This window comes from Pseudomonas sp. LLC-1, from assembly GCF_002992185.1.
In the GTDB taxonomy this organism is placed as follows: Bacteria; Pseudomonadota; Gammaproteobacteria; order Pseudomonadales; family Pseudomonadaceae; genus Aquipseudomonas; species Aquipseudomonas monteilii.
Map to the genome: position 1 here is coordinate 1 of NZ_LUVY01000017.1, position 23,255 is coordinate 23,255.

Sequence of the window (23,255 nt, forward strand, 5' to 3'; positions counted from 1 at the left end):
AACGGTCACGCCGGTGGTAGCCATCCAGCCCTTTATAGAGCAGTTCCTTGTAGAGGCCCGCGCCAACGTACTCATGGATGACCAGCTTCTGGCCCAGAGTGCCTTTCATGAACACGTAGACATAACCCGGGCGCAGTGCGCGGAGGGTATAGGCGGAGTGCTGCAGCGGGGCGAAGCCTTGCTCCAGGTTGAAGCCTGATTCGGCGTAACGGCAGGCGGGTGCGCCAGCGGTGCGCGGCACGATGGCATAGCGAATGGGCAGAATGGGGACGCGTGCGCTGCAGGCAGGGCCGGAGGTGGCGCTGCTGACGGAAGCATCAGTCATGTGAACTCCTTGTTCAGCACTTGCCGTTACAGGTTGTGCACAAGCCCAGTGCGCACTACTTAGGCTTCGAGAAAGTTGAAGAATGAAACTTTCTTGATCAATGAAGTGTGGTGAATGAATCTTCAGTTGATCTTAAAGTGCAGGACATTGCCTTGATTAAGGCAGGAGTGTCTAGGCGGGAAGTGTAAGAATATGTTGTCGGGTTTTGAGTCTGATAGTTGTGGTGTTTAATGCAGTAAGACAGCTTGTTTATATTTGTAGGAAGTTTCCGTTTTTATTGGTAGTACATAAACACTTAATTCTTGCACTTGGCCATCACCACTTGGCACGTTCTTGGCGTGCCTCCTGACCGGGTGGCATAGCGCACGCAGTTGTTCAGCGACTTCTGCCGGGCAATGCTCAGGGTATTCCCCCACGCCAGACCGCCTTCTCCGGTTGAGGGGACTGCTTTGGCAAAGCAGTTTGAGCCTACGGTAGAAGCTGCATAGCGTGCCTTGCTGTTTTTGCTGGAGCAGCCAGCAGAGAGCGCCAGGCTGAGGGCGAGCAGGGTGGTCAGAGCCAAGGAGGTATGGGGGCCCTTCGTGATACTGCTCATGTTTACTCCGGCTTCATGTGTTGAATACCTTGCAGGATATTTCATTCAAGCGAAGCGGTGAACTGTTGCATCGCAGTAGCGGGCTGATTCGTATGTGCAGACATCGGCGAAGCTGCAAACAGGCGGGGCGCTGCGCGCCCCTTTCGTGACGGAAGGCCCCGCTCATACGGAGCATGCAAGGCTTCAGTGTGTTCCGAAGGTCAGAAGCGGTAGTTGAAGCTGGCTTCCAGCGTACGGGGTGCCCCTGGGGTAACCAGGTCTACCGAGCCATGTGCCGAGGCATAGTAATCCCGGTCGAACACGTTCTTCAGGCGCAGCGCCGCATCCCACTGCGGCACGCTGTACAGCAGCGCGGCGTCGAAGGTGGTGTAGCCCGGCATCACCACCACGTTGTCGAGCGCGGTGTAGCGTTCGTCCACGTAGTTGGCGCCAGCGGCCACGCGCCACTCCGGGGTCAGGGTGCGTACCAGCCAGACGTTGGCGCTGTTGCGCGGCGTCAGGGTAGGGGTCTGGCCTTCGTTGGCCACGCCGTTGGTTTTGCTGTTGGACTTGGTGATCTCGGCATCCAGGTAGGCGTAGCCGGCGTAGATCTGCCACTTGTCCGTAAGCTGCCCGCTGACGGTGGCCTCGAAGCCGTCGGTGCGTTGTTCGCCGGCCAGCACGGTCAGGTTGGGGTTGGCCGGGTCTGCGGTCTTCATGTTGGTGCGTTCCAGGCGGAACACCGCCGCTGTCAGCGACAGGCGGCTGTCGAGCAGGTCCCACTTGGCGCCGATTTCGTAGTTGGTGGTTTCTTCCGGCTCCAGGTGCTGGTTGGTCGGGCTGACCGCGAACACCTCGCCCGAAGGCTGGTAGCTGCGGCTGACCGACACGTAGTAGGACTGGATGGCGTCTGGCTGGTAGACCAGGCCGGCACGCGGGCTCCAGGTCTTGTCGGTACGGTCGAGGTCGACGTTCTGCACGCGGTCGTCGTCGTACTCCTGGCCAAAGATGTCATAACGCACCCCGACCAGGGCCTTCCAGTGCTCGTTCAGCTCGATCATGTCCTGCAGGTACAGGCCGGTGGTCTGCTGGAAGTTGGTGCCTTTGGAGGAAAGGTTGGCAGCGTGCTCAGGTACCGATACCAAGGCGTCGCGGTACACCGGCACCTGGGCCACGTTGTTCTGGCTCAACACGCGCTGGTACTTGTCCTGGAAGCCCACTTCCACGCCGTACAGCAGGTTGTGCTGCATGCCGGCCAGTTGCGCCTGTTGTTTGAGCTCGGTCTGGTTGAATACGCCGTATTCGTCACGGGCCACGTTGCCGCGGTTGAGCTTGACCAGCAGTTCGCCGTTGGGCGCAGTGACGAAGCGTGTCGGGCTGCTGTCAGCCAGGGTGTTGTTGCGGTCCAGGTCGTAGCGGTAGTAGCGGCTGGTGTTGGTCAGGGTGAAGTTGTCGTTGATGCGGTAGTCCAGGCTGGCGGCCAACGAGAACACTTCGCTGCGGGCATAGTCCTGGTCGGCGTCGCCAGAGCCGAAGCGCTTGTCGCGGTCCACATCCACAGGGCGATTGCCCAGGGCCGGGATGCCGAAGTCGATCAGGCGCTTGTCGTACAGGTAGGTGGCACCCAGGTTCAGTTCCAGGTCGTCGGACAGGCGGAAGTAGGCCGACGGCGCAATGGCCTTGCGGTCGATGTAGCCATCGTCGCGGAAGGTGTCGCTGTCTTCGAAGGCGCCGGTAACACGGTAAGCCTGGTTGCTTTGCGGGTCGGCCCAGCCGGTGTCGAACTGCGTGCGGCGCTTGCCTTCGCTGTCGAAACTCATGCCGACCTCGCGCTTGGGCGTAAAGCTTGGTTTCTTGCTGATACTGTTGATCAGCCCGCCGGAAGAGCCGCGGCCATACAGCACGGCAGCAGGGCCCTTGATGACCTCGACACGCTCGATGTTGGACAGGTCGCGGAAGTACAGGGCGTCATCCCGCACGCCGTCGATGTACATGTCACCAATGGCGCTGAAGCCACGGATGGTCACCTGGTCGCGCTGGCCGTCGCCGTTGGACAGGCCGATGCCGGGCACGTTTTTCAGCACGTCTTCCATGGATTGCGCGCCTTGGTCCTTGATCACGCTTTCAGGCACGACGTTGACGGTTTGCGGGATGTCACGCAGTGGCGCGTCGATCTTCATGGCGCTGCGGCTATCACTGGCCTTGTAGCTTTGTTGCTCGTAGGCGCTGGTGACGGCAGTGGCGGGCAGGGCGAGTGAGCCCTGAGCATCGGGTTGAACGGCGGCGTGAACAGCAGGCACTACTAGCAGGCCCAGCATGGAAATGGATGCTGGGGCAACAGACCTTTTTGCCATTACAGGTGACTCTTTGTTGTTTTGAAGGTCACGAATAGTAATGATTTGTAAATGTAAAGCAAGTGTAAAGAGTTCGCATTTGCTATTGCAAGGGTGGGCATGACGAAAACGGGACGAAATAGGTCGCGCCAGCAGGGTGGCGGACAGGGTCTATGCTTGTTGGCGCGCGAACGTTTCGCGCCCCTATCCGGTCTTGATCACATGGAAGCAGGCCTATGAACCCGATCCGCTCTCTTGCGCGTGCTGTTGCTTTGGCCACGCTGGTGTCCGCTACCAGCCTCACTGTGCACGCTGCAGATATCCCGATTGCCAGCGAGGCGCTGGAAAGTCACGTGACCACGCAGGTCACCGCCATCGACCTGGCCAACCGCCAGGTCACGGTGAAGGGCCCAGATAACAAGAAGGATGTGACGTTCCAGCTGACTGAAAAGGCCAAGGCCCTACCCAACCTCAAGGTGGGGGACCAGGTCGACATCTTCGTGACCCGTGCCGTGGCCTATGTGCTCAACACGGATGTGGGCGGGGCGCCGAAGGCCAGTGAGGAGTCCGGCACCATTCGCGCCACGGCGCAAAACCCCAACCCGGGCGGCGAGGCCTTCCGCCAGGTCAGGGTCACCTCGCAGATCAAGAAGATCGACCTCGCCAAACATGAAGTGAGCCTGCTGCCGCCAGAGGGCAAGCTGCAGGTGGTCAAGGTCGAGAACCCGGACCTGCAGGCGCGCATGAAAAACCTCAAGGTCGGTCAGACCGTCGACGCGATCTACACCGAAGTGCTGCGCGTCGAAACCTCGCGCTGATTTCAGCTGCTGCCGACCTCGGTTGCCTCCGAGGTCGAGCGTGGGGGGCGGGCATGTGCTGTGAGCAGCCGGATCAAGGGTGAGGCGATGAAGGTACTGATGATGGCCATGATCACCAACAGGGTGAAGTACTCCTTGGGAAGTACGCCCAGGTCATAGCCGACATTCAGCACGACCAGCTCCATCAGCGCCCGGGTATTCATGCACACGCCTATCAGCGCCGCATCACGGCGGCTTTCGCCAAGCAGGCGGCTGGCTCCGTAGGCACCGAAAAACTTGCTGGCGAAGGCCACCAGGCAGATCAGGAGGCAATTCCACAGTGCGGTCGTGCCTTCCAGGGCACCCACATCCGTGCGCAGGCCGGTGTAGGCGAAGAATATCGGCAAGAAGAATGCATTGACCACGCCACTGACCTTGGCATTCCACTGCTGGACGAAGCGGCGTTCAGTGTGCAGGGCAACGCCGAGAATGAAACCGCCGATGATCGAGAACACGCCGATCAGGTTGGTCACGGTCGCGCTGGCCAGCAGGATGATCAGCATCAGCGATATGCCTTGGGCCGTCAGCGGTCGACGCTCCAGGTCGCCGAGGATCCAGCGCATGATCAGCGGTCGCACCAGGCCGATCACCAGCACAATGAACAAGCCCAGCGCCAGCACCCGGGCCAACGAAGCCCAAGGGTTGAACTGCGAGGCGATCAGCGATGTAACGCCACCAAGGATGAGCCAGCCACAGACATCGTCTATTGCCGCCGCACCGATGGTAAGGGTGGCGACTCGCGAGCGCGAAAGGCCCAGTTCCATGAAGATGCGCCCGAGGATGGGCAGGGCGGTAATTGACAGTGCCGTGGCGAAGAACAGCTGGAACGCCAGCAGGGGCGGTCTGTCCCCGCTGATTTGCTGCCAGAAGTACTCGGCAGTGAGCATGCCGCTGGCAAAGGGTACCAGCAGCCCACCCATGCTGATGATGATGACCGAACGCTTGCGGCCCTTGAGGTGCGCACCGAACTCGAACTCCAGGCCGACCTGGAACATCAGCAGGATAAGGCCGATTTGTGCTGTTACCACGAAGGCAGTGGCCGTTTGCGGTACGAACAGCGCGGCCAGTTGCTCAGGAAAAAAGTAGCCGAGCAGGCTTGGGCCTAGCACCAGCCCGGCAAGGATTTCGCCGGCGACTGGCGTTTGGCCCAAGCGGCGGGTGCTGAACCAGGCGATCAGCCGCGAAACACTGAAGATCACGATGAGCTGCAGTAGAAACATCAGGGTCAGGTGTTCGGCCTGGGAGCCAACGGCTGACTGTGCCGGCGCCGTTGGCGCGAGTTGCACGGTACTGGCGTGAAGGGTATTGGGCATGATGGTGTCCCGAATGTGTTGGGTCAGAAGGGCGGTGCGATCCAGCCACCGAATGCGAGCTCCAGTGAGCGCGCTGCGTCGAGCAGCACATGCTCCTGGCCGGGGCCGGCCACCAGCTGCAGGGCCACCGGGCAGCCTTGATCGAGGCGCCCCATGGGTACCGTCAGGGCCGGCAGGCCCAGTACGTTGAACAACGCGGTGTAGCCGATATCCCCCGGGTAGCGCAGGGCATGGCCATGCTCTGGCGAGGTGCCGGGCAACGCTGGCAGGGCCAGTACACTGCTGCCATCCAGCCGTTCGGTCAGCGCATGTAACAGGGCATCGCGTTTGGGTAGCTGCCTTGCAAGGCCGGGGTTACCCAGGCATTCGCCCAGGCTGTCGAGCACGGTTGCCAGCCAAGGCCCGGTGGCATGCTGCGGTTGGCCGAGCAGTGCTTGCCAGGCATGCGCCAAATGCGCCACAGGCTGGCCGTCACCGAGAATGTCGGCCAGGCGCACGCCGGTTTCCTGCTTGAGCACGGCCAACCAGATGGCGAACGCATCGTTCAGTGCGTGGGGTAGCCAGCGCTCGACATGGGTGCCTTGGCTTTGATAGTGGTGGGCCACGTCATCCAGCGCCAGAGCCACGGCCGGCGAAACCCGGCTTCCCCAGGCCAGGCGTTCGGGCTGGCACAGGTACAGGCGTTGCAATGCTGCAGGCGGTGGGCGGTGTACGTAGCTGTCGAGAATATTGCGGTCCAGGTGGTCAGGCCCGGCAATGATCTCCAGCAGCACGGGCAGGTCTTCGGCATGCCGACACAATGGGCCGGCAGCAAAGTGCCTGGCGATGGCCATGGCATTCGGCTGCCCCAGGCCGCGTTCGTCCAAGGGGAGATGCCCGGTCAGTGGCACCAACCCCCGTGACGGCTTGAGGCCGAAAATGCCGTTGCAGGCAGCCGGGATTCGCACCGAGCCACCGCCGTCGGTACCCAGCGCGAAAGGCACGCAAGCGCTGGCTACCAGCACGGCATCACCGCCACTGCTGCCACCGGCACTCCGGTCGTTCCGGTAGGGGCTGCTGGTGCGGCCGTAGACAGGGTTATCGGTTTCTGGCCATAGCGCCATCTCGGCCTGGTTACCCAGTGCGACCGGAATGGCGCCCGCATCGATCAGGCGTTGCGCGGCGGTGGCGGTAAACCCGGCAACCTTGTGCTGTCGGCGGCGTGAGCCGCACGTTTTGGGCGCATCGGCCAGCCCCAGGCCCTCCTTGAAGCTGAAGGGCACGCCATGCAGTCGACCCAGCAGGACGCCTTGGTCTCGCTGGCGTTCGGCAACTTCGGCGGCCCGCCGCGCCTGGTCGTACAGCGTCACTGCCACCGCGTTGCAGCGCCGTTGCACGGTTTGGCAGCGGCGGATGCTGTGTTCGACCAGTGCTACCGGCGACAGCGTGCCATCACGGACCCCGGCAGCCAGGCGCACACCGCTATGAGCCAGCAGTGCGTCGCTGCTGGCTTCGGCCATGGGCATGCCCATCAGTGGCGCGCCAGGTCGAGGAAGCCGCCGTCGCTGCCGAACGGCGACTTGAGCAGCTCGGGCGCCTCGCCGTACTTGTAGAACAGTGAAGGCATCAGCCGCAGGCTGGTAGCGCGTCCCAAGTCCTGCAGCGTGCCCAGGCTATGCCGCGCCAGCAGTTTCAGGTGGCGAGGCGCCAAACTCCAGCGCACCATGCGCATCAAGCGTAAGCGCAGCAGCGCCGAGCGCAGGAAGTAGCTGGCGGCGTATCGCGGCCGGGCCTGGTTGTCGGCCTTGTACAGGGCGAAGTTGATGGTGCGCGAATACAGGTTGGGGATCATCTGCGGGCTGATGCCCGGATTGGAACGGCGTACTTCACGTAACAGGCAGGCAAAGGGCAGCGGTGATGGCTGCAGGTCCCGCGTGTAGCGTGGCAACAAATCGGCGAATTGCTGGGCCTGATGGCCGTCGAGAAAATCACCGCTGACATACATGGGCAACACCACATGGAAGTACGCCATGTTGGCGAACAGCAGCGTCCAGCCCATCAGGAACGGGTCATCCATTACCTCGTACCACTTGCTCCAGGTGTCCTGAAGCGCCAGTTGCGCCTGGATGTGCGATTCCAGGCAATTGACATAGGCGGGCGTCAACGTGCCCTGGATGTCTTTCTCGATCATGGCGGCCACTTGCGGTATCTGCTGGGCTACATAGGCCAGCCCCGCACTGTTGGCCGGGTCGAAGGTGAACGCTGCATCGCCGATCAGGAACCAGCCATCGGTGGAGTAGTACTGGTTGGCCTCGTACATGTAGTTGTACATGGCGTGCTGGTCGATGACTTCACCCGATGCCATCAGCTCGGTGATCACCGGGTGGTCTGCCATGACCCTTTCCTTGAAGGCTTCCAGCGTGCCGATCCGTTCGTTGATCATGTCCGGGCGGTAGGTAATGCCGATGCTGATCATGTCGGCACCGTCTTCACTGCGCATGGGTATGAGCCAGATCCAGTAGCCCTTGCCGTAGAAGTGATGGGTGACGTAGTACGGATCGAAACAGTGATGCTTGTCCTTGTGGGTGTTGATGCTGTGCAGGATGTTGCGATCAAACTGGCGCAGGCGGAACCAGAACGTGCTGCGCTGGTAGGTCGGCTCCTTGTGCAGCTTCAGCTTCTTGGCCATGAAACGGTTGCGGCCGGTGGCGTCGACCACCCAGTCGGCGTCCATTTGCCAGGTTTGCGCTTCGCTGCGCAGGGTCAGGCGGTGACGGGTGTGCTCGCCTTCGTGCAGGTCGACCGCAGCCACGTCGGCCTCGATCAATTGCACCTGCTGGTCGGCCACGATGGCACGCAGGTCTTTGTCGAAGCTGAAGCGGTTGAGGTTGTAGGCGGGCATGCGGATCACCCCAGGTGCCTCATGGACCACGTAGTTACGGCACTCCGGGTTGTTGCGCAGTTTCAGGTAATAGGTCAGGCCGTATTTGTGGTAATGCTTTTCTTCAAGCAGGCTGCCCAGGCCGATACCTTTGAAAAAATGCGTGGTCAGCTCGACCGTCGACTCACCGACGATCGGCCGCTTGCGGTCCGGGCGGCCGATCAGCGTCACTTCTACGCCAGGCAGGCGCTTGCGCAGGTACAGGGCAGCCAGGTGGCCGGCCACGCCGGCCCCCATGATAGCGATACGTTTCATGTCATCAGTCCGTGATGGGGTGGGGCACCGGGAAAACCGGTGCCGGGGAGTGGCACTCAGTGGCTGGCGGCTTCGATCAGTGCCTGGGGTTCGGCGCGCTCGGAGTAGTCGACATTGATGAACGCCCGGCGTATGTGACCGTCCTGGCCGATGACGAATGCGCTGGCCATCGGCAAACTGAGGTCGTCGCTGGCATTGAGGGCCTTGAGGTCTGCACCAAGTGAGCGGTACACCGCCTCGAGCTCCGGTTCCAGTTCGAAGACGATGCCGTACTGGCGCGCCAACTGGTTGCCGGGATCGCTCAACAGTTGATAGCGCACCCCCAGGGCTTCGCGGGTTTTCCAGGTGGCGGCAGGGCTCTGGGCGGAGACAGCCACCAAGGTGGCACCGCTGGCGGCCAGGTCACCCACCATCTGCTGGTATTCGCCAAGCGCGGCATTGCAGAACGGGCACCACAGGCCGCGATAGAAAACCAGCACCAATGGGCCGCGTGCCAGCAAGGCATGCAGGTCTACCGCCTTGCCATCGGCATCCTCCAACACGGCCAGTGGTGCGCGGTCACCGGCTTTCAGCGCATGGGCTTCGGGGTGGCGTGCGATCAAGGCCTGTAGCGATGTGCTGAATTTTTCCAGCACGTCGGCGGGCAGTTGGCCCATCTGCTGTTTGATGGCGTCGAGTTTTTCCTTGAGTGACATGCTTCTCTCCTTGTGGTGATTCACTGGGGCAGGCTTCGGGTTGCCCGGGCGTGGATTCGCTGCGAGGCCTTGCAGCCGGGGGGATAGCGCTGGAACAGCTGGAGTACCCAATCGGGTCGGGTTTTGCTGGCATCGTTAAGCCAGTTGGCGACCGAGTCCTGGGCGTACTTTTCAGCCTCGGCCAACAGCGGCACCAGCAACGGCTCGGCCACTTCCGGTTGTTCTTTGAGCGCGGCTATGTGCTCACACCAGACGCCACGTGGGCGCAGGATTTCGATACAAAAGCGTCGCACCAGCGGGTCTGCGTCGCCTGCGTAGCGGCTGAGCAATGGCAGGGCGGTGTCCAACTGCTGTGCCAGGCGTGGGCGCAGGGCAATCCAGGCCCATTCGCGTACACCAAAATGCTCATCGCGGGCGAAGCGCAACTGCGCCAGCAGGGCGTCTTGTGCAGGCAGCGTGCGCGAAAGGTGCGCCTGAGCGAAGGCTGCCCAGCTGCGTACGGTGTCGGACGGGTGCGCACAGCATTGCTCGAACACCTCCTGGCGCAGGGGGGCGGGTGCATGTTCCAGCCATTGGCCCAGCGCCAGGCCGATGGCTGCAACCTTTTTTGACAGGCCCAGCGTCTGAACCTGGTCAGCGCAGGCAGCCAGTTGCGCGACCAGCGCCGCAGGTAACCGGGTGACCAGTGCATTGGCCAGTGTCGCCTGATCCACGGCCAGGCATTCGGCCAGGTTGCGGGTTGGCAGTTGGCCAAGGTCGATCAGGGACTTGCGATCATCAGTCATTGCTGAGGCTCCATCACAGCAGGTTGGCAGTGGGGGGCTGGCGCCAACGGGCAGTAACGCCCTGGCGCGAGCAGGTGCTCTGGGTCCAGCGCATCCTTGATGCGCTGTCCGAGTTGCCAGGCAGGCGCTTGTGTTTCGCTCAGCAAGCCCATGAAGGCCAGGGGAAGCCGATAGGGCAGTACGCCTTGCTGTTTGCCCGTGCGGAACAACTGCCGGTAGCAGTCTTCGGCGCGGCTGCTGCCAGGGGCATCGTTGCGGTCGAACAGTAGCGGCACGGTGCAGTCGATTGCGCGGCCCGACAAGGTGGTTAGGGTAACCGGGCAGGGCATGCGATGGGTTTCGCAAGCCTGTTCCATGTGCGAGACGAAGGTGGCTACCTGCTGGCTGCGCAGAGGCAGGATAGGCGCGTACCAGATCAGGCCACAGTTGTCCCGGGCCGGGTCGAGCAAGGTGCCTTGCTGCGGTTGCGCACCTGCGGCGTAAGCCAGCGGCAGTGCCACCTGGTTCGGCTGGCCTTCCATCAGTTCAACGCCCATGCGCAGTTTGCTCAAGGTCAGTTGCCAACGCCTGGACCAGGCCCCCGGCAGCAGACGCAAGGCACGCTCAGCCAGCGCCAGCTGGCGTTGGCTGCGGAACAGGTAACGGCTGCAGAACCGCCGCAGTTCGCTGCGGATGATGCCCTTGAGCGAGGCCAGCTGCGCCTGTTCGCAGTAGATCGAACCTACCCCCATCCAGGCGGGCAATGCCAGCGATTGCGCGGCGGCGTTGCGTTCGGCCGGGTTCAGTTGGGTAAGGGGCCGGGTATCGTAGGCCATGCTTAGCAGACGCGTGCTGTTCATCAGGTTTATGCCGCCCACCTGGCTGCCGCAACGTTCCAGAATGCGCTTGATGCCATCGAGGGCGGCCGGGAGCTGTGCTGCCGAATCCACCCAGAAATAGAACGGTTGCACGACCTGTGGGCGCTTGACCAAGGCGATCGACATGTTTGTCACCACCCCCAGCCCGCTCTGGCTGAACAGGCCGTCCAGGTAGGGGCCGATGCCCCATTTGAAGCAGGCGGTTGTGCCCGTTGCCCACATCGGCGAGCGATAGCGTTGGCCATCGGGCAGAATGGCTTCAAGGCCCATGACGGCTTGCCAGTGGTCCGTTAACGGTGTGATGCCAAAGCCGCGCTCCAGCGCGTTGGCCAACACACTGCAGGTGGGCCCTGCGCCGGTGACTGGCGTAAGGAATGGCAGGTTGCGACTGGCCAGGTAATCGGCCAGCGTGGCCTGGGTAACCCCTGGCTCAAGGGTGACCACGCCCAGAGCCTCGTCGAAGGCAAGGATCTTGTCCATGCGCGACAGGTCAAGTTGCACGCAGCGCTCGTGAAGCGTTGCAACGCCGCCATAGCCCCAGTTGTGGCCTGTGCTAACCGGCTGCACCGCGACACCGTGCAGGTGTGCAATGGCCAGGCAGGCAGCTACCTGCTCGCTGTTGGCTGGCCTGAGCCTGGCACTGGCATGGGCGGGCGAGCGCATGGTGTCCTGGCTCAGCTGGCGCAGCGTGCTGGCGTCACTCTGCACATGGGCGTCACCCAGCACCGCGCGCCAGGCTGCCAAGGCGGCTTGCAGCCCTTGCGGCTCAGAACGCACTTGCCAGGCCTCCCATGCCAAGGAACAGCCGCAGTTGGTCGACATCGGCCCGACGGCTGCGTGGCAAATCGCGGTAGCGTCGCCGAAATTCGCCCTTCATCGCTGCCACACAGCGCCGCTTGGGGGTGCGGATCACCATCATCAGAGGGCTGACCGCCGTGCTGTAAACCTTGGCACAGGGGCCCAGGTAGCTGGCGGCAAGGGTCTGGAATTCTTCCAGAGAGAAAGCAGCCAACAGCGAATTGCGGTAGTCGAGCAGTGTGGCCTGGTCGGCCCCATCACTGGCGCGGCTGACGAAATAGTCCACCGACTCTACCGACTTGAGCCGGCCAAAGTCGTTCAGGTAGATGGCCCGGTCATTGCGGAGCACGCGTGCGATGTTGCGAAACGTGGCTTCCAGTTGAGCGAGGTCGGCCAGGTGATGCAGCGCCATCGAAGAGATCACCACGTCAACGCTACGGTCGGCGATACCGGCCAGGCGAGTCATGTCTTCCTCGCGCAGTTCGACGTTGTCGATGCCTTGCTGGCGAATCGAGGCCTGCCCCACCTCGAGCATGGTGGCTGACAGGTCGGTGCCGATGAATTCGGCTCTCGGGTTCAGGCGGGCCAGTTGCAGCAACAGGCTGGCCGGGCCACAACCGATGTCCAGCACGACATCGCCGGGTTTGATCAGTGCACACATCTGGGCGCAGTGGTACAGGTACGTACCGGACAGCGCCTGGCCTTGGCCTGCACTGTCGGCGTAAGCCGAGACACAGGCGTCGTCGGCCATTACCAGATCAGGCTCAGGCGTGCGCACCAGCGGGTGCCTGAGGGTAATTTCCCTGTAGATCGCGCGCAGCAATCCCATGTCCATGAACGTATCCTCCATGAAAGTCGTGTGGTGTGGAGCGCGGGGCGGGCTGCTCAATCCAGTTGCAGAACCCGCCGTACCCGCGGCGTCAGATGGCGCGGCGAAGTGCCGCAACGTGCCATGTGGGTGAGCACTTCGTCAGTGCTCCAGTGGGTTTGAGGCGGCGCGACGGGCAATTGGATGTGCGGGAAATGCCGTGCGCAGAAGAAGTCGAAAAGATCGGTGTGCTGCTGCTCGACGGTAAAGCCAAGGCCTGGGTGCTGGTAGACCTTGGCGAACACCTGGCGTGCCTGGTTCAGGTTCAACGCCAGGGGTAGCGACAGGGCATTGTTGAGTTTGGTGTAGGTCTGCACAGGGCCAATGGGCGAAAAGAACAGCACGTTGCGGTAGAAGCTGGCCGCGCGAGGGTGCACGGCGATCAGCAGGCTATTTACCCGGCGATGGTCCATGGCCCAACGGAACATGGCGTTGTACAGCATGAGGGGCACGCCTTTGCCTTTGTAGTGGCTACAGACCGCCAGGGTGCCGACTTCGGCCAGACGGCCACCGCCCAGGCGTTGCAACACAGCTTCGTTGACATGCACGTCTTCCAGCGGCAAACCGAGCGGCGAGTCTTCGATCAGAGATACGGTCCCCACCACCTGGTCACCTTTCAGTGCCACGAACGTGGTGGTGCCAGGTAGCAGATGAAAGGGTGAGAAGCGCATGCCGGCGCGGCACACAGTAGCAATGCCGCGACGGGCATAGCTGTCGTTGACCAGGCGCAGGGCCTGCTCGAGTTCGTACAGATTCTGCACCGGTCGAAAGCTGAAGCCTTCAATGGCTAGCGGGTGGCTGGAGAGGCGGCGAATGAACAGCCGCCGGTAGAGTGCTGCTGGCAGGCAGGCTTCAAGCCAGGCCTGGCGCCGCCTTACCTGGTCGCGCTCGCTGTGCACGCGCGGCTTCCTGCCGATTCGTGCCAGTACGCTCTGATTCTGCAACATCATCCACCTCCATGTGGTTTGACGGGTGTATTGGCTTCAGTCCTTGTCGGGTGGCAATGCCAGGGCAGGGCTCGCCGAAAGTGCCTGCAGCGTGGCGGAAAGGGCTTCCCTTTGTGTGTTGTCCAGCGTGTGCATGATCGTGCCGATCCAGTCGGTGTGTTCGGCGAATACCGCGTCCAGGACAGCAACACCTGCCGGGGTAAGGCTGATGCTCAGTTTGCGACGGTCATGGGCATCCTTGCGGCGCTTGATGAAGCCGTCGCCTTGCAGGCCGTCGAGCAGGCCGGTGACGGTGCCCGAAGTGATCGCCAGACGCGTCGCCAGTTCCAGCGGCGACAAGCGTCCGCCAGCCGCTTGCAACGTCAGCAAGATGGCGAAACGCCCCTCTGACAGGTTATGGCGAGCCAGGCGCACCGCGCACACGCGGTTGATTGCCGCAGCCGCGGACAGCAGTTCGAAACACAGGCGCACGCTTTGCCTGGCGTCGGCAGGGGCCTCTGCCAGTGCGTCGAGCATGATGTGATGCTTGTTCTCAAGAATATTCATAAGGCGCAGTTTATCTTGGTGCCTTAGTAAGTCAACAGTGCCTGTGTTACAGGGCTGCGACAGCGATTGAATTATTGCGTTGCATGCCTGATTTTCATGCATGTTACGAATAGTTCATGTGCATGATTTTGATTTCCATCAGCTTGGTGCATTGCACGATGATGGCGGTCATCAAAACGTTGAAAAGGCACGGCCATGTTCAGTAAATCCATGCTTCTGTTGGTTCTGCCGCTAGCCCTGGCGTTGTTTGCCGGTGCCGTATTGCCCTTTCAGGCCACCGCTAACGCTGCCGTAGGCCGGGCATTGGGGCACTGGTTATGGGGGGCGTTCACCTCGTTAACGGTGAGTTCGCTGGTGGTGATTGTTGCCCTGCTGGTTCTCAGGGTGCCTGCACCGGATATGGGCAAGGCGCTGCAGGGGCCTTGGTGGCTGTGGGTAGGGGGTGTTCTGGGGGCTCTGTATGTGGCCGGTGCTGCTGCACTTATCCCTAGGCTGGGGGCGGCGGGCTTCCTGGTACTGGTCGTGGCAGGGCAGATCATCACCGCAGTGCTGGCCGACCATTTTGGGGTAATGGGGTTGGCTGGCAAGCCACTCAACCTGGCCAGGCTGGCAGGCGTGGTGCTGATTTTATGTGGCGTGCTGCTGGTGCAGGGCACCTGGACGACGGCGACACCGGCCGGTGCCGCAGCGGTGGTGAAGCAGCCAGAAGGTTGATCAGCCCCCCGGTTGGCTGCAGGCCCACACGGTTTCGCGTAGCCAGCGATGCCCGGGGTCGTTGTCTTTGCGGCTGTGCCAGGCTTGCTGGTAGTCGAACGAGGGGATTGCCAACGGCGGCTCGAACTGGCGTAACGCCGTGTGCGGGTGCAGTGAGCCTACGGCGCGGCTGGCCACGGTAAGGATCAGGTCGGTACCGGCCAGTACCTCCACCGCTGCGCTCCAGTGCGGCAAGGCCAGGGCAATGCGACGGCGCAGGCCTTGGGCCGCCAGCGCACGTTCAATCTCATCGAAGGCGTCCGGGCGCATGGCCATCAGTACATGCGGGCGCGCCAGCCAGTCTTCCAGCGCCAAGCGGCCGCTGGCTGGCAGCACCTGGCGGTCGGCGACGCTGATGAAGCTGTCGGCAAACAGCGGCTGGGTGGTGATGCCCTGGGGCCGGTCCGGGAAGATGCCCAAGGCCAGGTCCAGTTCACCGTCGAGCAGTTGGGCCAGCATGGTTTCGCGGCTGGCCTGGCTGATGGCCAGGTCTACCCCGGGTGCGACCTGGCGCAGATGGCGCATCAGGGGTGGCAGGATAATGCGCGACGAGTAGTCGGACAGCGACAGCCTGAAGCGGCGCTGGGCCTTGGCCGGGTCGAACTGGGGGGTGGCGAGCAGGCCGTTGAGGCTGCCCAGCGCATCCTGCAGCGGGCTGGCCAGCGACTGGGCGAGTGTGGTGAGCGCCATGCGGCCGTTCTGGCGAACCAGCAAGGGGTCGTCGAAGTGTTTGCGCAACTGCGCCAGGGCGTGGCTTACCGCCGGTTGGCTGCGGTGCAGGCGCAGGGCGGCGCGGGTCACGTGTTTCTCGCTGAGCAGCGCGTGAAGGGCCAGCAGCAGGTTGAGGTCGATCTTGCGCAGTTCATCCATGGGGTGAATGGCTTTATCACTATCCAAAGGTCTTGATCAGATTAACAAATACAAGCACCGACATGTCGTTGCTGACGGTGTTAGGGGCATTCAGTCCTTTGCTGCAAAAGGTGCAGATATAATCTGCATCCAGCCTGATTGTTCAACTTTGCCAGCCTCATTAGCCTGACTCGAACATTCATCCAGCAGGATCCGATCATGGCTACCCGAATCATTCTCGATACCACCGGCACGGCCGATGTCATGCAGCTTGAACACGTCGACGCGCAATCGCCAGGGCCTGGCCAGGTCTGGCTGGAGCAGACCTTCATTGGCGTAAACCCCCTTGACGTGTTGCAGCGCAAGGGTGGCGCAGCGCTGCCATTGCCCTCGGGCTTGGGCCTGGAAGGCGCGGGCCGGGTTGCGGCCATCGGCGAGGGGGTAACCAACGTGCAGGTGGGCGATCGGGTCGCCTATGCAATGGGTCCAGTAGGCGCCTATGCCAGCGGCCGGCTGTTCCCGGCCGAGCGGCTGGTCAAGCTGCCACCGCAGCTGGATGACGAGGCCGCCGCAGCGGTGTTGTTCAAGGGCATCACGGCGCAATACCTGCTGAAAACCACCTGTGCTGTGGGGCCGGGAACCCAAGTGCTGCTGTACGGTGCCGCCGGTGCCTTGGGCCAGCTGATGGCGCCTTGGGCGCGGCATCTCGGGGCGACAGTGATTGGCGTGGTATCGCGCCCGCAGAGCGTGGGCAGGGCGCAGGCGGCTGGCTGCCACCATGTGCTGGTGTTCGATGCGGCAACACTGGCCGGTGAAGTGCGCGAGCTGACCCAGGGGCAGGGCGTGGACGTGGTCTATGACTGTGTCGGCAAGGTGTCGCTGGACGCTTCGTTGGACAGCCTGCGGGTGCGCGGCCTGCTGGTGTCGTTTGGCGGTACCTCCGGTGCCCCGGCGGCGATCGAGGTCGCCACGCTCAATGCCAAAGGCTCGCTGTACCTGACCCGACCGTCGCTGGCGGCACATACGCGAACGGTTGACGAATATCAGCAACGCGTCGCCGATGTGCTGGCAGCCGTCGCCGAAGGTATCATCCAGCCTCGGGTCTGGCGTCGCTACCCGCTGGCCGAAGTGGCCAGGGCCCACCGGGACCTGGAACAAGGGCTGTCGGAGGGTGCGCTGGTCCTTACCGCCTGATGCCCGATCACACCACTGAGTCTTGCCATGGATGCCTTCGACAGCCGCCGCGCCGATGAACGTGCCACCTTGCTGGCCCTGCACGAGCAGGGGTCGTTTGCCGCTGCCGGGCGGCTGCTGGAGCGCCACCCCACGGTGCTGTCGAAGCGCCTGAGTGCGCTGGAGGCCCGCCTGGGCATTCGCCTGGTGGAGCGCAGCACACGGCAGTTGCGCTTTACCGATGAAGGCGAGCGGTTGGTGGCCAAGGTGCGCGAGGCCAACCGGCTGATCGCCGAGGCGGAACAGGAAGCTGCCGAGGGCGCGGTCGCGGTGCGCGGGCGCTTGCGCCTGGCGTTGCCGGCGGCCATGGGCCGACGCTGGTTGAGCGGGATGCTGGCCGACTTTGTGCTGGCCTACCCGCAGGTGGCGGTGGAGGCTGAGTACGCTGATCGATTCGTCGACCTGATCGGCGAAGGTTTCGACGCCGCCATCCGCATTGGTGAGCTGGCGGACAATCGCCTGGTCGCCAGGAAACTGTGCGATCACCTGCGCATCCTGTGCGCTTCACCCGAGTACCTCGCTCGCCAGGGCGTGCCTGCCCGGCCGGAGGACCTGGTCGGTCATAACTGTTTGGGGTTCAGTGGCTTACGTTCATTTCCTGAGTGGCGCTTGATGAGCGCCGGGCAGCAGGTAAGCGTTAAAGTCGCTGGCAACTTACGCAGCAATGACAATGAGGCGCTGCTGGAGGCGGCGCGGCGTGGTGTGGGTATTCTTGCCGGGGGGGACTGGCTGATGGGGGAAGACCTTGCCCGTGGGCGCCTGGTGCGGGTGTTGCCGCAGTGGCAGCTGGATGTGGCCGCGGGCATCTACCTGGTGCGGCCGACCGCGCGCCTGAATACAGCGGCACTGGGGGCATTCAAGGCCTGGCTGGAAGACCGCTTCAAGGCCGGAGCCCCTTGGCGGCCTTGATGCGGTCTGTCGTTATTCGAGACTTATTCTAAAGTTTATTTCATAAGCATTTGATAAATAACAAATTATCTTCTTGCTATAGCGTGCTGAACGCACTGTTCATAGTAAGTCTGCCTGATTGCCGACGGCTTTAGCCGCGAGCGGCTGTTGTAGGTCTGCTCGGTGATACCGAAGGCGGTCATGCGCATCCACGGTTTTGGGAATTTGCGTACCTGCAGCTTCTTTCGCGTGGCATACAGCGTTACCCCGGAAAGCTTGGCCTGTTGGGCTTCGGCGGCTATCTGCGCCCCCCAGGTGCAGGTGTGGCGATCATTCTGGCTTGGCGCCCGGGCTTGGGCGCCGAAAGCGAGCGTGGCCAGCAGGCAACCGGCCAACGTTGCTAGAAATACTCGCATGTTGCTGTCCTAAGCATCTGAAGAGGAAGGAAGTTTGCCTTCGCTTTTCAAGGCTGGGGGCCAGCAGTTTGCCGTCAGATCACCGCCATGCGCAGCGGGCTGGTGGCAGGTTTGCGCAGGCTGGCCCAGGCCAGGCCGGCGACCCAGATCACCGACACGCCATAGTTCAGGCGTTGGTACAGGCCGAACAACTGGCCGCTTTCTACCGCTTGGCCCATCAGCGCGACGGTAACGATGGCGAGTACCACGCAGGCCAGGGAGAACAATGACAGAGCGGGCGAACCTGCAATGCGATTGCCCAGCCAGGCCCACAAGGCGCTGGCCAGGGTCAGTGAGAGGAACATCAGCAGGCCGGACAGGTTATGCAGTTGCTGAGAGGTGGACGGCTGCGCCGGAGCGCACCCCTGGTCGCAGGGGAACCAGCCGGTGCCCAGGCTGCCGACACCGTGTAGCAGCACCAGGCCCGCACTCAGCAGTGCAAGTCTGGAGTGACGCCAGCGCCGCGCCAGGCCCCAGGCAAACAGTGCGAACAGTACGGCCAAGGGGAAGTTGTTGACCTGTGGCGACCAGCTATGGGTTGGCGAGCCAACGGCGCCGAGTTGGCTCATGGCCTGTTGCAGGTGGTCGTAGCCGGGGTAGGCTTGGGCAGTGAGCCATACACCGGCCAGCAGCCAGAGGGGGATCAGCAGGCCGCTGGCGAGCAGCAGGCGGTCGTGGGCTTTCATGCCGGGTCTTCCTTCCATGGATGAGTGAGCGCAAAGGCGCACAGTACAGGCTTGCACTGGCTTTGGGCCAGCTTTTCCCGAGGTGGGGCGACAGGGATGCGCAATAAATACCGCACCGGGTGTATGTGATCGTACAACTGCATGCGCTATGATGAGCGCTGTCTTTCAAGGTGAAACACAGGGCAATGACAGAGCAGCAGGTACAGGCAAGGACCCGGCGCAAGCCGCGTAGTCTGGCCCAGGAACTGGTCACGGTGCTGACCGAGCGCATTCGCAGTGGCCAGCTCAAGCGTGGCGACAAGCTTCCGACCGAATCGCAGATCATGGCTGAGGAGGGCGTCAGCCGCACCGTGGTGCGTGAGGCGATCTCGCGGCTACAGGCCGCCGGGCAGGTCGAGACCCGTCATGGCATCGGCACCTTCGTGCTGGACGCGCCGGCCACAGGGGGCTTTCGCATCGACCCGGCCACCGTGGTCACCCTGCGTGAAGTGCTGGCAGTGCTGGAATTGCGCATTGCCCTTGAGATCGAGTCGGCAGGCCTGGCGGCACAGCGGCGCAGCGATGAAGAGCTTGCAGGCATGCGCGCGGCGCTGGACGAACTCAACGAAGGGGCGGCCCATGCCAACGATGCCGTGTCGGCAGACTTCCAGTTTCATCTGCGCATTGCACAGGCCAGCGGCAACCATTACTTCGCCGACATCATCAACCACCTGGGTACCAGCATCATCCCGCGTACCCGGCTGAATTCGGCGCGGTTGGCCCATGATGACCAGGCGCATTACATGAGCCGGTTGATGCATGAGCACGAAGCGATCTACGAAGCCATTGCCCGGCGTGACAGCGAAGGGGCGAAGATGGCCATGCGCATGCACCTGAGCAATAGCCGGGAGCGTTTGCGTCAGGTGCATGAAGAGGCTGAGGCGCAAGGGGCCTGACATTTCTCTTGCCTGCGGACACTGCCAAAAGAAAGCCCCGCCATGCGCGGGGCTTTCTTGTATCAGGCAATCACTCAGATCGCCCCGTCACGCCACTGACCATTTACCAGGCGGCGCAGACCCAATGGGTTGCCGTCGCGCAGGGCTTCAGGCAGCAGCGCCTGCGGGTAGTTCTGGTAGCACACCGGTCGCAGGAAGCGGTCGATGGCCAGGGTACCTACCGACGTGCCGCGCGCATCCGAAGTGGCCGGGTAGGGCCCGCCGTGGACCATCGCATCACACACTTCGACACCGGTCGGGTAACCGTTGACCAGAATGCGTCCGACCTTCTCCTCCAGCAGCGGCACCAGCCAGGCAAAGGCCTCGAAGTCCTCCTGCTCACCGATCAGCGTCGCGGTCAGCTGGCCACGCAGGCCGAGCAGGGCGGCGCGCAGCTGGTCGTTGTCCTGCACTTCGACCGCTACGGTGGTTGGGCCGAACACTTCTTCCTGCAGCAGCGGGTCGGCATTCACCAGCAGGCTGGCGTCGGCCTTGAACAGCTGGGCGCGGGCCTGGCTGCCTTCCTGTGGCTGGCCAGCCAGGTGCTGGATACCCGCGTGGGCGTGCAGGTGTTCCAGGCCGCCGACGTAGCTGCGCAGGCCGCCGGCGTTGAGCATGGTCTGGCCGGCCTGGGCGTTCAGGTGCTGGCCAAGGTCGGCCAGCAGTTGGCTGAACTGAGGCGATTGCAAGCCGATGACCATGCCTGGGTTGGTGCAGAACTGGCCGGCGCCCATGCACACGGAGCCGGCCAGTTCGCGGGCGATGGCCTCGCCACGTTTGGCGAGGGCGCCCGGAAGGACGATCACCGGGTTGATGCTGGACATCTCGGCGAACACAGGGATGGGTTGCGGGCGCTCGGCAGCCATGCGGCACAAGGCGTCGCCACCTTTGAGCGAACCGGTGAAGCCGACAGCCTGGATGGCCGGGTGCTTGACCAGCCACTCGCCCACGCCGCCACCGAATACCATGTTGAACACACCCTTGGGCATGCCGGTACGCTCGGCGGCGCGCACGATGGCGCAGCCGACCAGGTCGGCGGTGGCCATGTGGCCGCTGTGTGCCTTGAACACCACCGGGCAACCGGCAGCCAGGGCGGCGGCGGTGTCGCCACCGGCGGTGGAGAAGGCCAGCGGGAAGTTGCTGGCGCCGAACACGGCGACCGGGCCAACGCCGATGCGCATCTGGCGCAGGTCTACGCGCGGCAGCGGCTGGCGCTCGGGCAGGGCCAGGTCGATACGGGCACCGAGGAAGTCACCCCGGCGCAGCACCTGGGCGAACAGGCGCATCTGGCCGCTGGTGCGGCCACGCTCGCCTTGAATGCGGGCGGCGGGCAGGGCGGTTTCGCGGCAGACGATGGCGACGAAGGCGTCGTCCAGTTCGTCCAGTTCCGCGGCAATGGCTTCAAGGAATTCGGCGCGCCGCGCCGGGGCCAGTTGGCGGAATTCGGCGAAGGCAGCGGCGGCGGCTTTGGCGGCCTGGTCCACTTCGGTTTCAGTGGCCTGGGCAAAGCTGTAGGGCAGGGCCTCGCCAGTGCTGGCGTCCAGGCTCTGCAGGCGCTGTTGGCCGGCGGCGCTACGCTGGCCGGCGATGAAGTTGTGGCCGAGGATTTCAGGCATGGAGTGCTCCTGTAGGTTGAGAGTAAATCTGGCGGGTTGTCACATGACCTGTGGGAGCGGGCGCGCCCGCGAAGCAGGCAACTTGGTGCATGGCACCGGCTTTGCCGGTGTTCGCGGGCATGCCCGCTCCCACAGGGAAGGAGGTGCGTTCTACGATCAAGTGAGCCCTCGGCATCAGGTAATCGGTGCCGGGTTGAACAGGGTGATGTCGTTGTGCAACCGGTGCTGTTCGGCCCAGGTCTGCTTGCGGCCGCTGGCCACGTCCAGGTAGTAATGGAACAGCTCCCAACCCAGCTCTTCGATGGTCGAACGGCCTGTGGCGATGCGCCCGGCGTCGATGTCGATCAGGTCGGGCCAGCGCTGCGCCAGTTCGCTTCGGGTGCATACCTTGACCACCGGCGCCATGGCCAGGCCATACGGGGTACCGCGGCCGGTAGTGAATACGTGCAGGTTCATGCCAGCGGCCAGTTGCAGGGTGCCGCACACGAAGTCGCTGGCCGGGGTGGCGCAGAAGATCAGGCCTTTGCGGTTTACCCGCTCGCCAGGGCCAAGCACGCCCTGGATGGCGCCGCTGCCGGACTTGACGATCGAACCCAGCGACTTCTCGACGATATTGGACAGGCCACCTTTCTTGTTGCCCGGCGTGGTATTGGCACTGCGGTCGGCGGCGCCTTGCTGCAAGTAGCGGTCGTACCAGTCCATCTCGCGCACCAGGGCTTCGGCGACGTCCTGGTTTTCGGCGCGAGAGGTCAGCATGTAGATGGCGTCGCGCACCTCGGTCACTTCCGAGAACAGCACGGTGGCGCCGGCGCGTACCAGCAGGTCGGACGCGTAGCCCAGTGCCGGGTTGGCGGTAATGCCCGAGAAGGCGTCGCTGCCGCCGCACTGCATGCCAAGGATCAGCTCGCTGACGGGTACGGTTTCGCGTCGGCGCTGATCAAGTTTCTTCAGTCGGGTTTCGGCCAGTTCCATGATCTGTTCGATCATTTCCACAAAGCCCAGGCTGGCGTCCTGCAGGCGGTACAGCCACGGGTCGCTGAGGTCCACCGACGGGTCGTTGTCGTGCATCACCTGGCCGGCCTGCAGTTTTTCGCAGCCCAGGCTGATGACCAGCGCCTCGCCGCCCAGGTTGGGGTTGCGCGCCAGGTTGCGCACGGTGCGGATCGGGATGTAGGCGTCGCGTGCGTTGATGGCCACGCCGCAGCCGTAGCTGTGGGTGATGGCCACAACGTCGTCGACGTTGGGGTACTTGGGCAGCAGTTCGCTGCGAATGCGCTTGACCGCATGCTCCAGCACGCCGGTTACGCATTGCACGGTGGTGGTGATACCGAGGATGTTGCGGGTACCGACGGTGCCGTCTGCGTTGCGGTAGCCTTCGAAGGTGAAACCCTCAAGGGGGGGCAAAGGCTGTGGGACAGCGTCACAGCGCGGCAGGCTGTCCAGCTCGGGGGCGGCCGGCATGGCCAGCTGGCTTTCCTGCACCCAGCTGCCCTGGCGCAGGTCTTCCAGCGCGTAGCCGATGATTTGCCCATAGCGGCGCACGGGTTCGCCCTTGGCGATGGCCACGGTGGCCACCTTGTGGCTTTGCGGCACGCCTTCGATCAGGGTCAGGCCGTCGGCGAAGCGGGCGCCTTCGCCCAGGCCGCCGTCGTTTACAACCACCACGACATTATCGTCGTCGTGCAGGCGGACGTAGCGGGGCGAGTCGGAATGTTCGATCAACTGCAT

General features: G+C 63.2%; 22 protein-coding genes. 5 read left to right on the forward strand and 17 right to left on the reverse strand.

The features are described from left to right. The 3 genes from A0O30_RS18530 to A0O30_RS18540 all read right to left on the reverse strand — a co-directional run. Window positions 1-325, reverse strand: a 325-nt coding sequence (locus tag A0O30_RS18530) for a toxin VasX (RefSeq protein WP_371921629.1), incomplete at its 3' end; no start/stop codon positions are given. Window positions 326-620: 295 nt separating this feature from the next. Next, window positions 621-920 (reverse strand): hypothetical protein, encoded by a 300-nt coding sequence (locus A0O30_RS18535; protein ID WP_105947454.1) that lies wholly within the window; start codon window positions 918-920, stop codon window positions 621-623. Between the two features lie 200 nt (window positions 921-1,120). Further along, window positions 1,121-3,253, reverse strand: coding sequence for a TonB-dependent siderophore receptor (locus A0O30_RS18540; protein WP_177410291.1), 2,133 nt, complete (start codon window positions 3,251-3,253; stop codon window positions 1,121-1,123). Between the two features lie 215 nt (window positions 3,254-3,468). Between A0O30_RS18540 and A0O30_RS18545 the strand changes: the two genes are divergently transcribed. Then, a complete protein-coding gene (locus tag A0O30_RS18545) occupies window positions 3,469-4,050 on the forward strand; it encodes a hypothetical protein (protein ID WP_105947456.1) in 582 nt (193 codons plus the stop codon). Between the two features lie 2 nt (window positions 4,051-4,052). Here the strand turns inward: A0O30_RS18545 and A0O30_RS18550 are convergent, their stop codons facing one another. Genes A0O30_RS18550 through A0O30_RS18590 form a run of 9 tightly spaced genes read right to left on the reverse strand, consistent with a single transcriptional unit; the run spans window position 4,053 to window position 14,073 of the window. Further along, window positions 4,053-5,402, reverse strand: coding sequence for a cation:proton antiporter (locus A0O30_RS18550; RefSeq protein WP_105947457.1), 1,350 nt, complete (start codon window positions 5,400-5,402; stop codon window positions 4,053-4,055). Between the two features lie 23 nt (window positions 5,403-5,425). Further along, window positions 5,426-6,913 (reverse strand): amidase, encoded by a 1,488-nt coding sequence (locus A0O30_RS18555; protein WP_105947458.1) that lies wholly within the window; start codon window positions 6,911-6,913, stop codon window positions 5,426-5,428. Next, window positions 6,913-8,577 carry an NAD(P)/FAD-dependent oxidoreductase gene (locus A0O30_RS18560; protein ID WP_104834591.1) on the reverse strand — a complete coding sequence of 555 codons (1,665 nt, stop codon included), beginning with the start codon at window positions 8,575-8,577 and terminating at the stop codon, window positions 6,913-6,915. Before A0O30_RS18560 ends, A0O30_RS18555 begins: the two co-directional genes overlap by 1 nt. A gap of 56 nt (window positions 8,578-8,633) precedes the next feature. Next, window positions 8,634-9,272: a peroxiredoxin-like family protein gene (locus A0O30_RS18565; protein ID WP_105947459.1), complete on the reverse strand. Its 639-nt coding sequence runs from the start codon at window positions 9,270-9,272 to the stop codon at window positions 8,634-8,636. A gap of 20 nt (window positions 9,273-9,292) precedes the next feature. Then, a complete protein-coding gene (locus tag A0O30_RS18570; RefSeq protein ID WP_105947460.1) occupies window positions 9,293-10,057 on the reverse strand; it encodes a hypothetical protein in 765 nt (254 codons plus the stop codon). Continuing rightward, a complete protein-coding gene (locus tag A0O30_RS18575; RefSeq protein ID WP_105947461.1) occupies window positions 10,054-11,691 on the reverse strand; it encodes an FAD-binding oxidoreductase in 1,638 nt (545 codons plus the stop codon). Before A0O30_RS18575 ends, A0O30_RS18570 begins: the two co-directional genes overlap by 4 nt. Continuing rightward, window positions 11,681-12,547 carry a class I SAM-dependent methyltransferase gene (locus tag A0O30_RS18580; protein ID WP_016713824.1) on the reverse strand — a complete coding sequence of 289 codons (867 nt, stop codon included), beginning with the start codon at window positions 12,545-12,547 and terminating at the stop codon, window positions 11,681-11,683. Before A0O30_RS18580 ends, A0O30_RS18575 begins: the two co-directional genes overlap by 11 nt. 50 nt (window positions 12,548-12,597) lie before the next feature. Then, entirely contained in the window at window positions 12,598-13,527 is a 930-nt protein-coding gene (locus A0O30_RS18585; RefSeq protein WP_105947462.1) for a GNAT family N-acetyltransferase, read from the reverse strand. Window positions 13,528-13,563: 36 nt separating this feature from the next. Beyond that, entirely contained in the window at window positions 13,564-14,073 is a 510-nt protein-coding gene (locus A0O30_RS18590; RefSeq protein ID WP_105947463.1) for a MarR family winged helix-turn-helix transcriptional regulator, read from the reverse strand. 195 nt (window positions 14,074-14,268) lie between these two features. On the opposite strand from A0O30_RS18590, the gene A0O30_RS18595 reads away from it, so the two are divergent. Continuing rightward, a complete protein-coding gene (locus A0O30_RS18595) occupies window positions 14,269-14,787 on the forward strand; it encodes a DMT family transporter (protein ID WP_105947464.1) in 519 nt (172 codons plus the stop codon). Here A0O30_RS18595 and A0O30_RS18600 read toward each other — a convergent pair whose 3' ends face one another. Then, window positions 14,788-15,696, reverse strand: coding sequence for a LysR family transcriptional regulator (locus A0O30_RS18600; protein ID WP_105947465.1), 909 nt, complete (start codon window positions 15,694-15,696; stop codon window positions 14,788-14,790). It abuts the gene before it with no gap. A 198-nt stretch (window positions 15,697-15,894) separates the two neighbouring features. On the opposite strand from A0O30_RS18600, the gene A0O30_RS18605 reads away from it, so the two are divergent. Both A0O30_RS18605 and A0O30_RS18610 read left to right on the forward strand, forming a co-directional pair. Continuing rightward, window positions 15,895-16,869 carry a quinone oxidoreductase gene (locus tag A0O30_RS18605; protein ID WP_105947466.1) on the forward strand — a complete coding sequence of 325 codons (975 nt, stop codon included), beginning with the start codon at window positions 15,895-15,897 and terminating at the stop codon, window positions 16,867-16,869. Window positions 16,870-16,896: 27 nt separating this feature from the next. Further along, a complete protein-coding gene (locus A0O30_RS18610; protein ID WP_105947467.1) occupies window positions 16,897-17,817 on the forward strand; it encodes a LysR family transcriptional regulator in 921 nt (306 codons plus the stop codon). Between the two features lie 65 nt (window positions 17,818-17,882). On the opposite strand, the gene A0O30_RS18615 is transcribed toward A0O30_RS18610, so the two are convergent. Both A0O30_RS18615 and A0O30_RS18620 read right to left on the reverse strand, forming a co-directional pair. Continuing rightward, the gene (locus A0O30_RS18615; RefSeq protein WP_105947468.1) at window positions 17,883-18,212 is read right to left on the reverse strand and encodes a hypothetical protein; all 330 of its coding nucleotides are present in this window, start codon (window positions 18,210-18,212) and stop codon (window positions 17,883-17,885) included. A 74-nt stretch (window positions 18,213-18,286) separates the two neighbouring features. Further along, a complete protein-coding gene (locus tag A0O30_RS18620) occupies window positions 18,287-18,937 on the reverse strand; it encodes a DUF998 domain-containing protein (protein WP_105947469.1) in 651 nt (216 codons plus the stop codon). A 185-nt stretch (window positions 18,938-19,122) separates the two neighbouring features. Between A0O30_RS18620 and A0O30_RS18625 the strand changes: the two genes are divergently transcribed. Then, entirely contained in the window at window positions 19,123-19,872 is a 750-nt protein-coding gene (locus tag A0O30_RS18625; protein ID WP_027608907.1) for a FadR/GntR family transcriptional regulator, read from the forward strand. 74 nt (window positions 19,873-19,946) lie between these two features. Here the strand turns inward: A0O30_RS18625 and A0O30_RS18630 are convergent, their stop codons facing one another. Together A0O30_RS18630 and garD are read right to left on the reverse strand one after the other, a co-directional pair. Continuing rightward, the gene (locus tag A0O30_RS18630) at window positions 19,947-21,527 is read right to left on the reverse strand and encodes an aldehyde dehydrogenase (NADP(+)) (RefSeq protein WP_105947470.1); all 1,581 of its coding nucleotides are present in this window, start codon (window positions 21,525-21,527) and stop codon (window positions 19,947-19,949) included. A 174-nt stretch (window positions 21,528-21,701) separates the two neighbouring features. Further along, window positions 21,702-23,255: a galactarate dehydratase gene (gene garD, locus A0O30_RS18640; RefSeq protein ID WP_105947472.1), complete on the reverse strand. Its 1,554-nt coding sequence runs from the start codon at window positions 23,253-23,255 to the stop codon at window positions 21,702-21,704.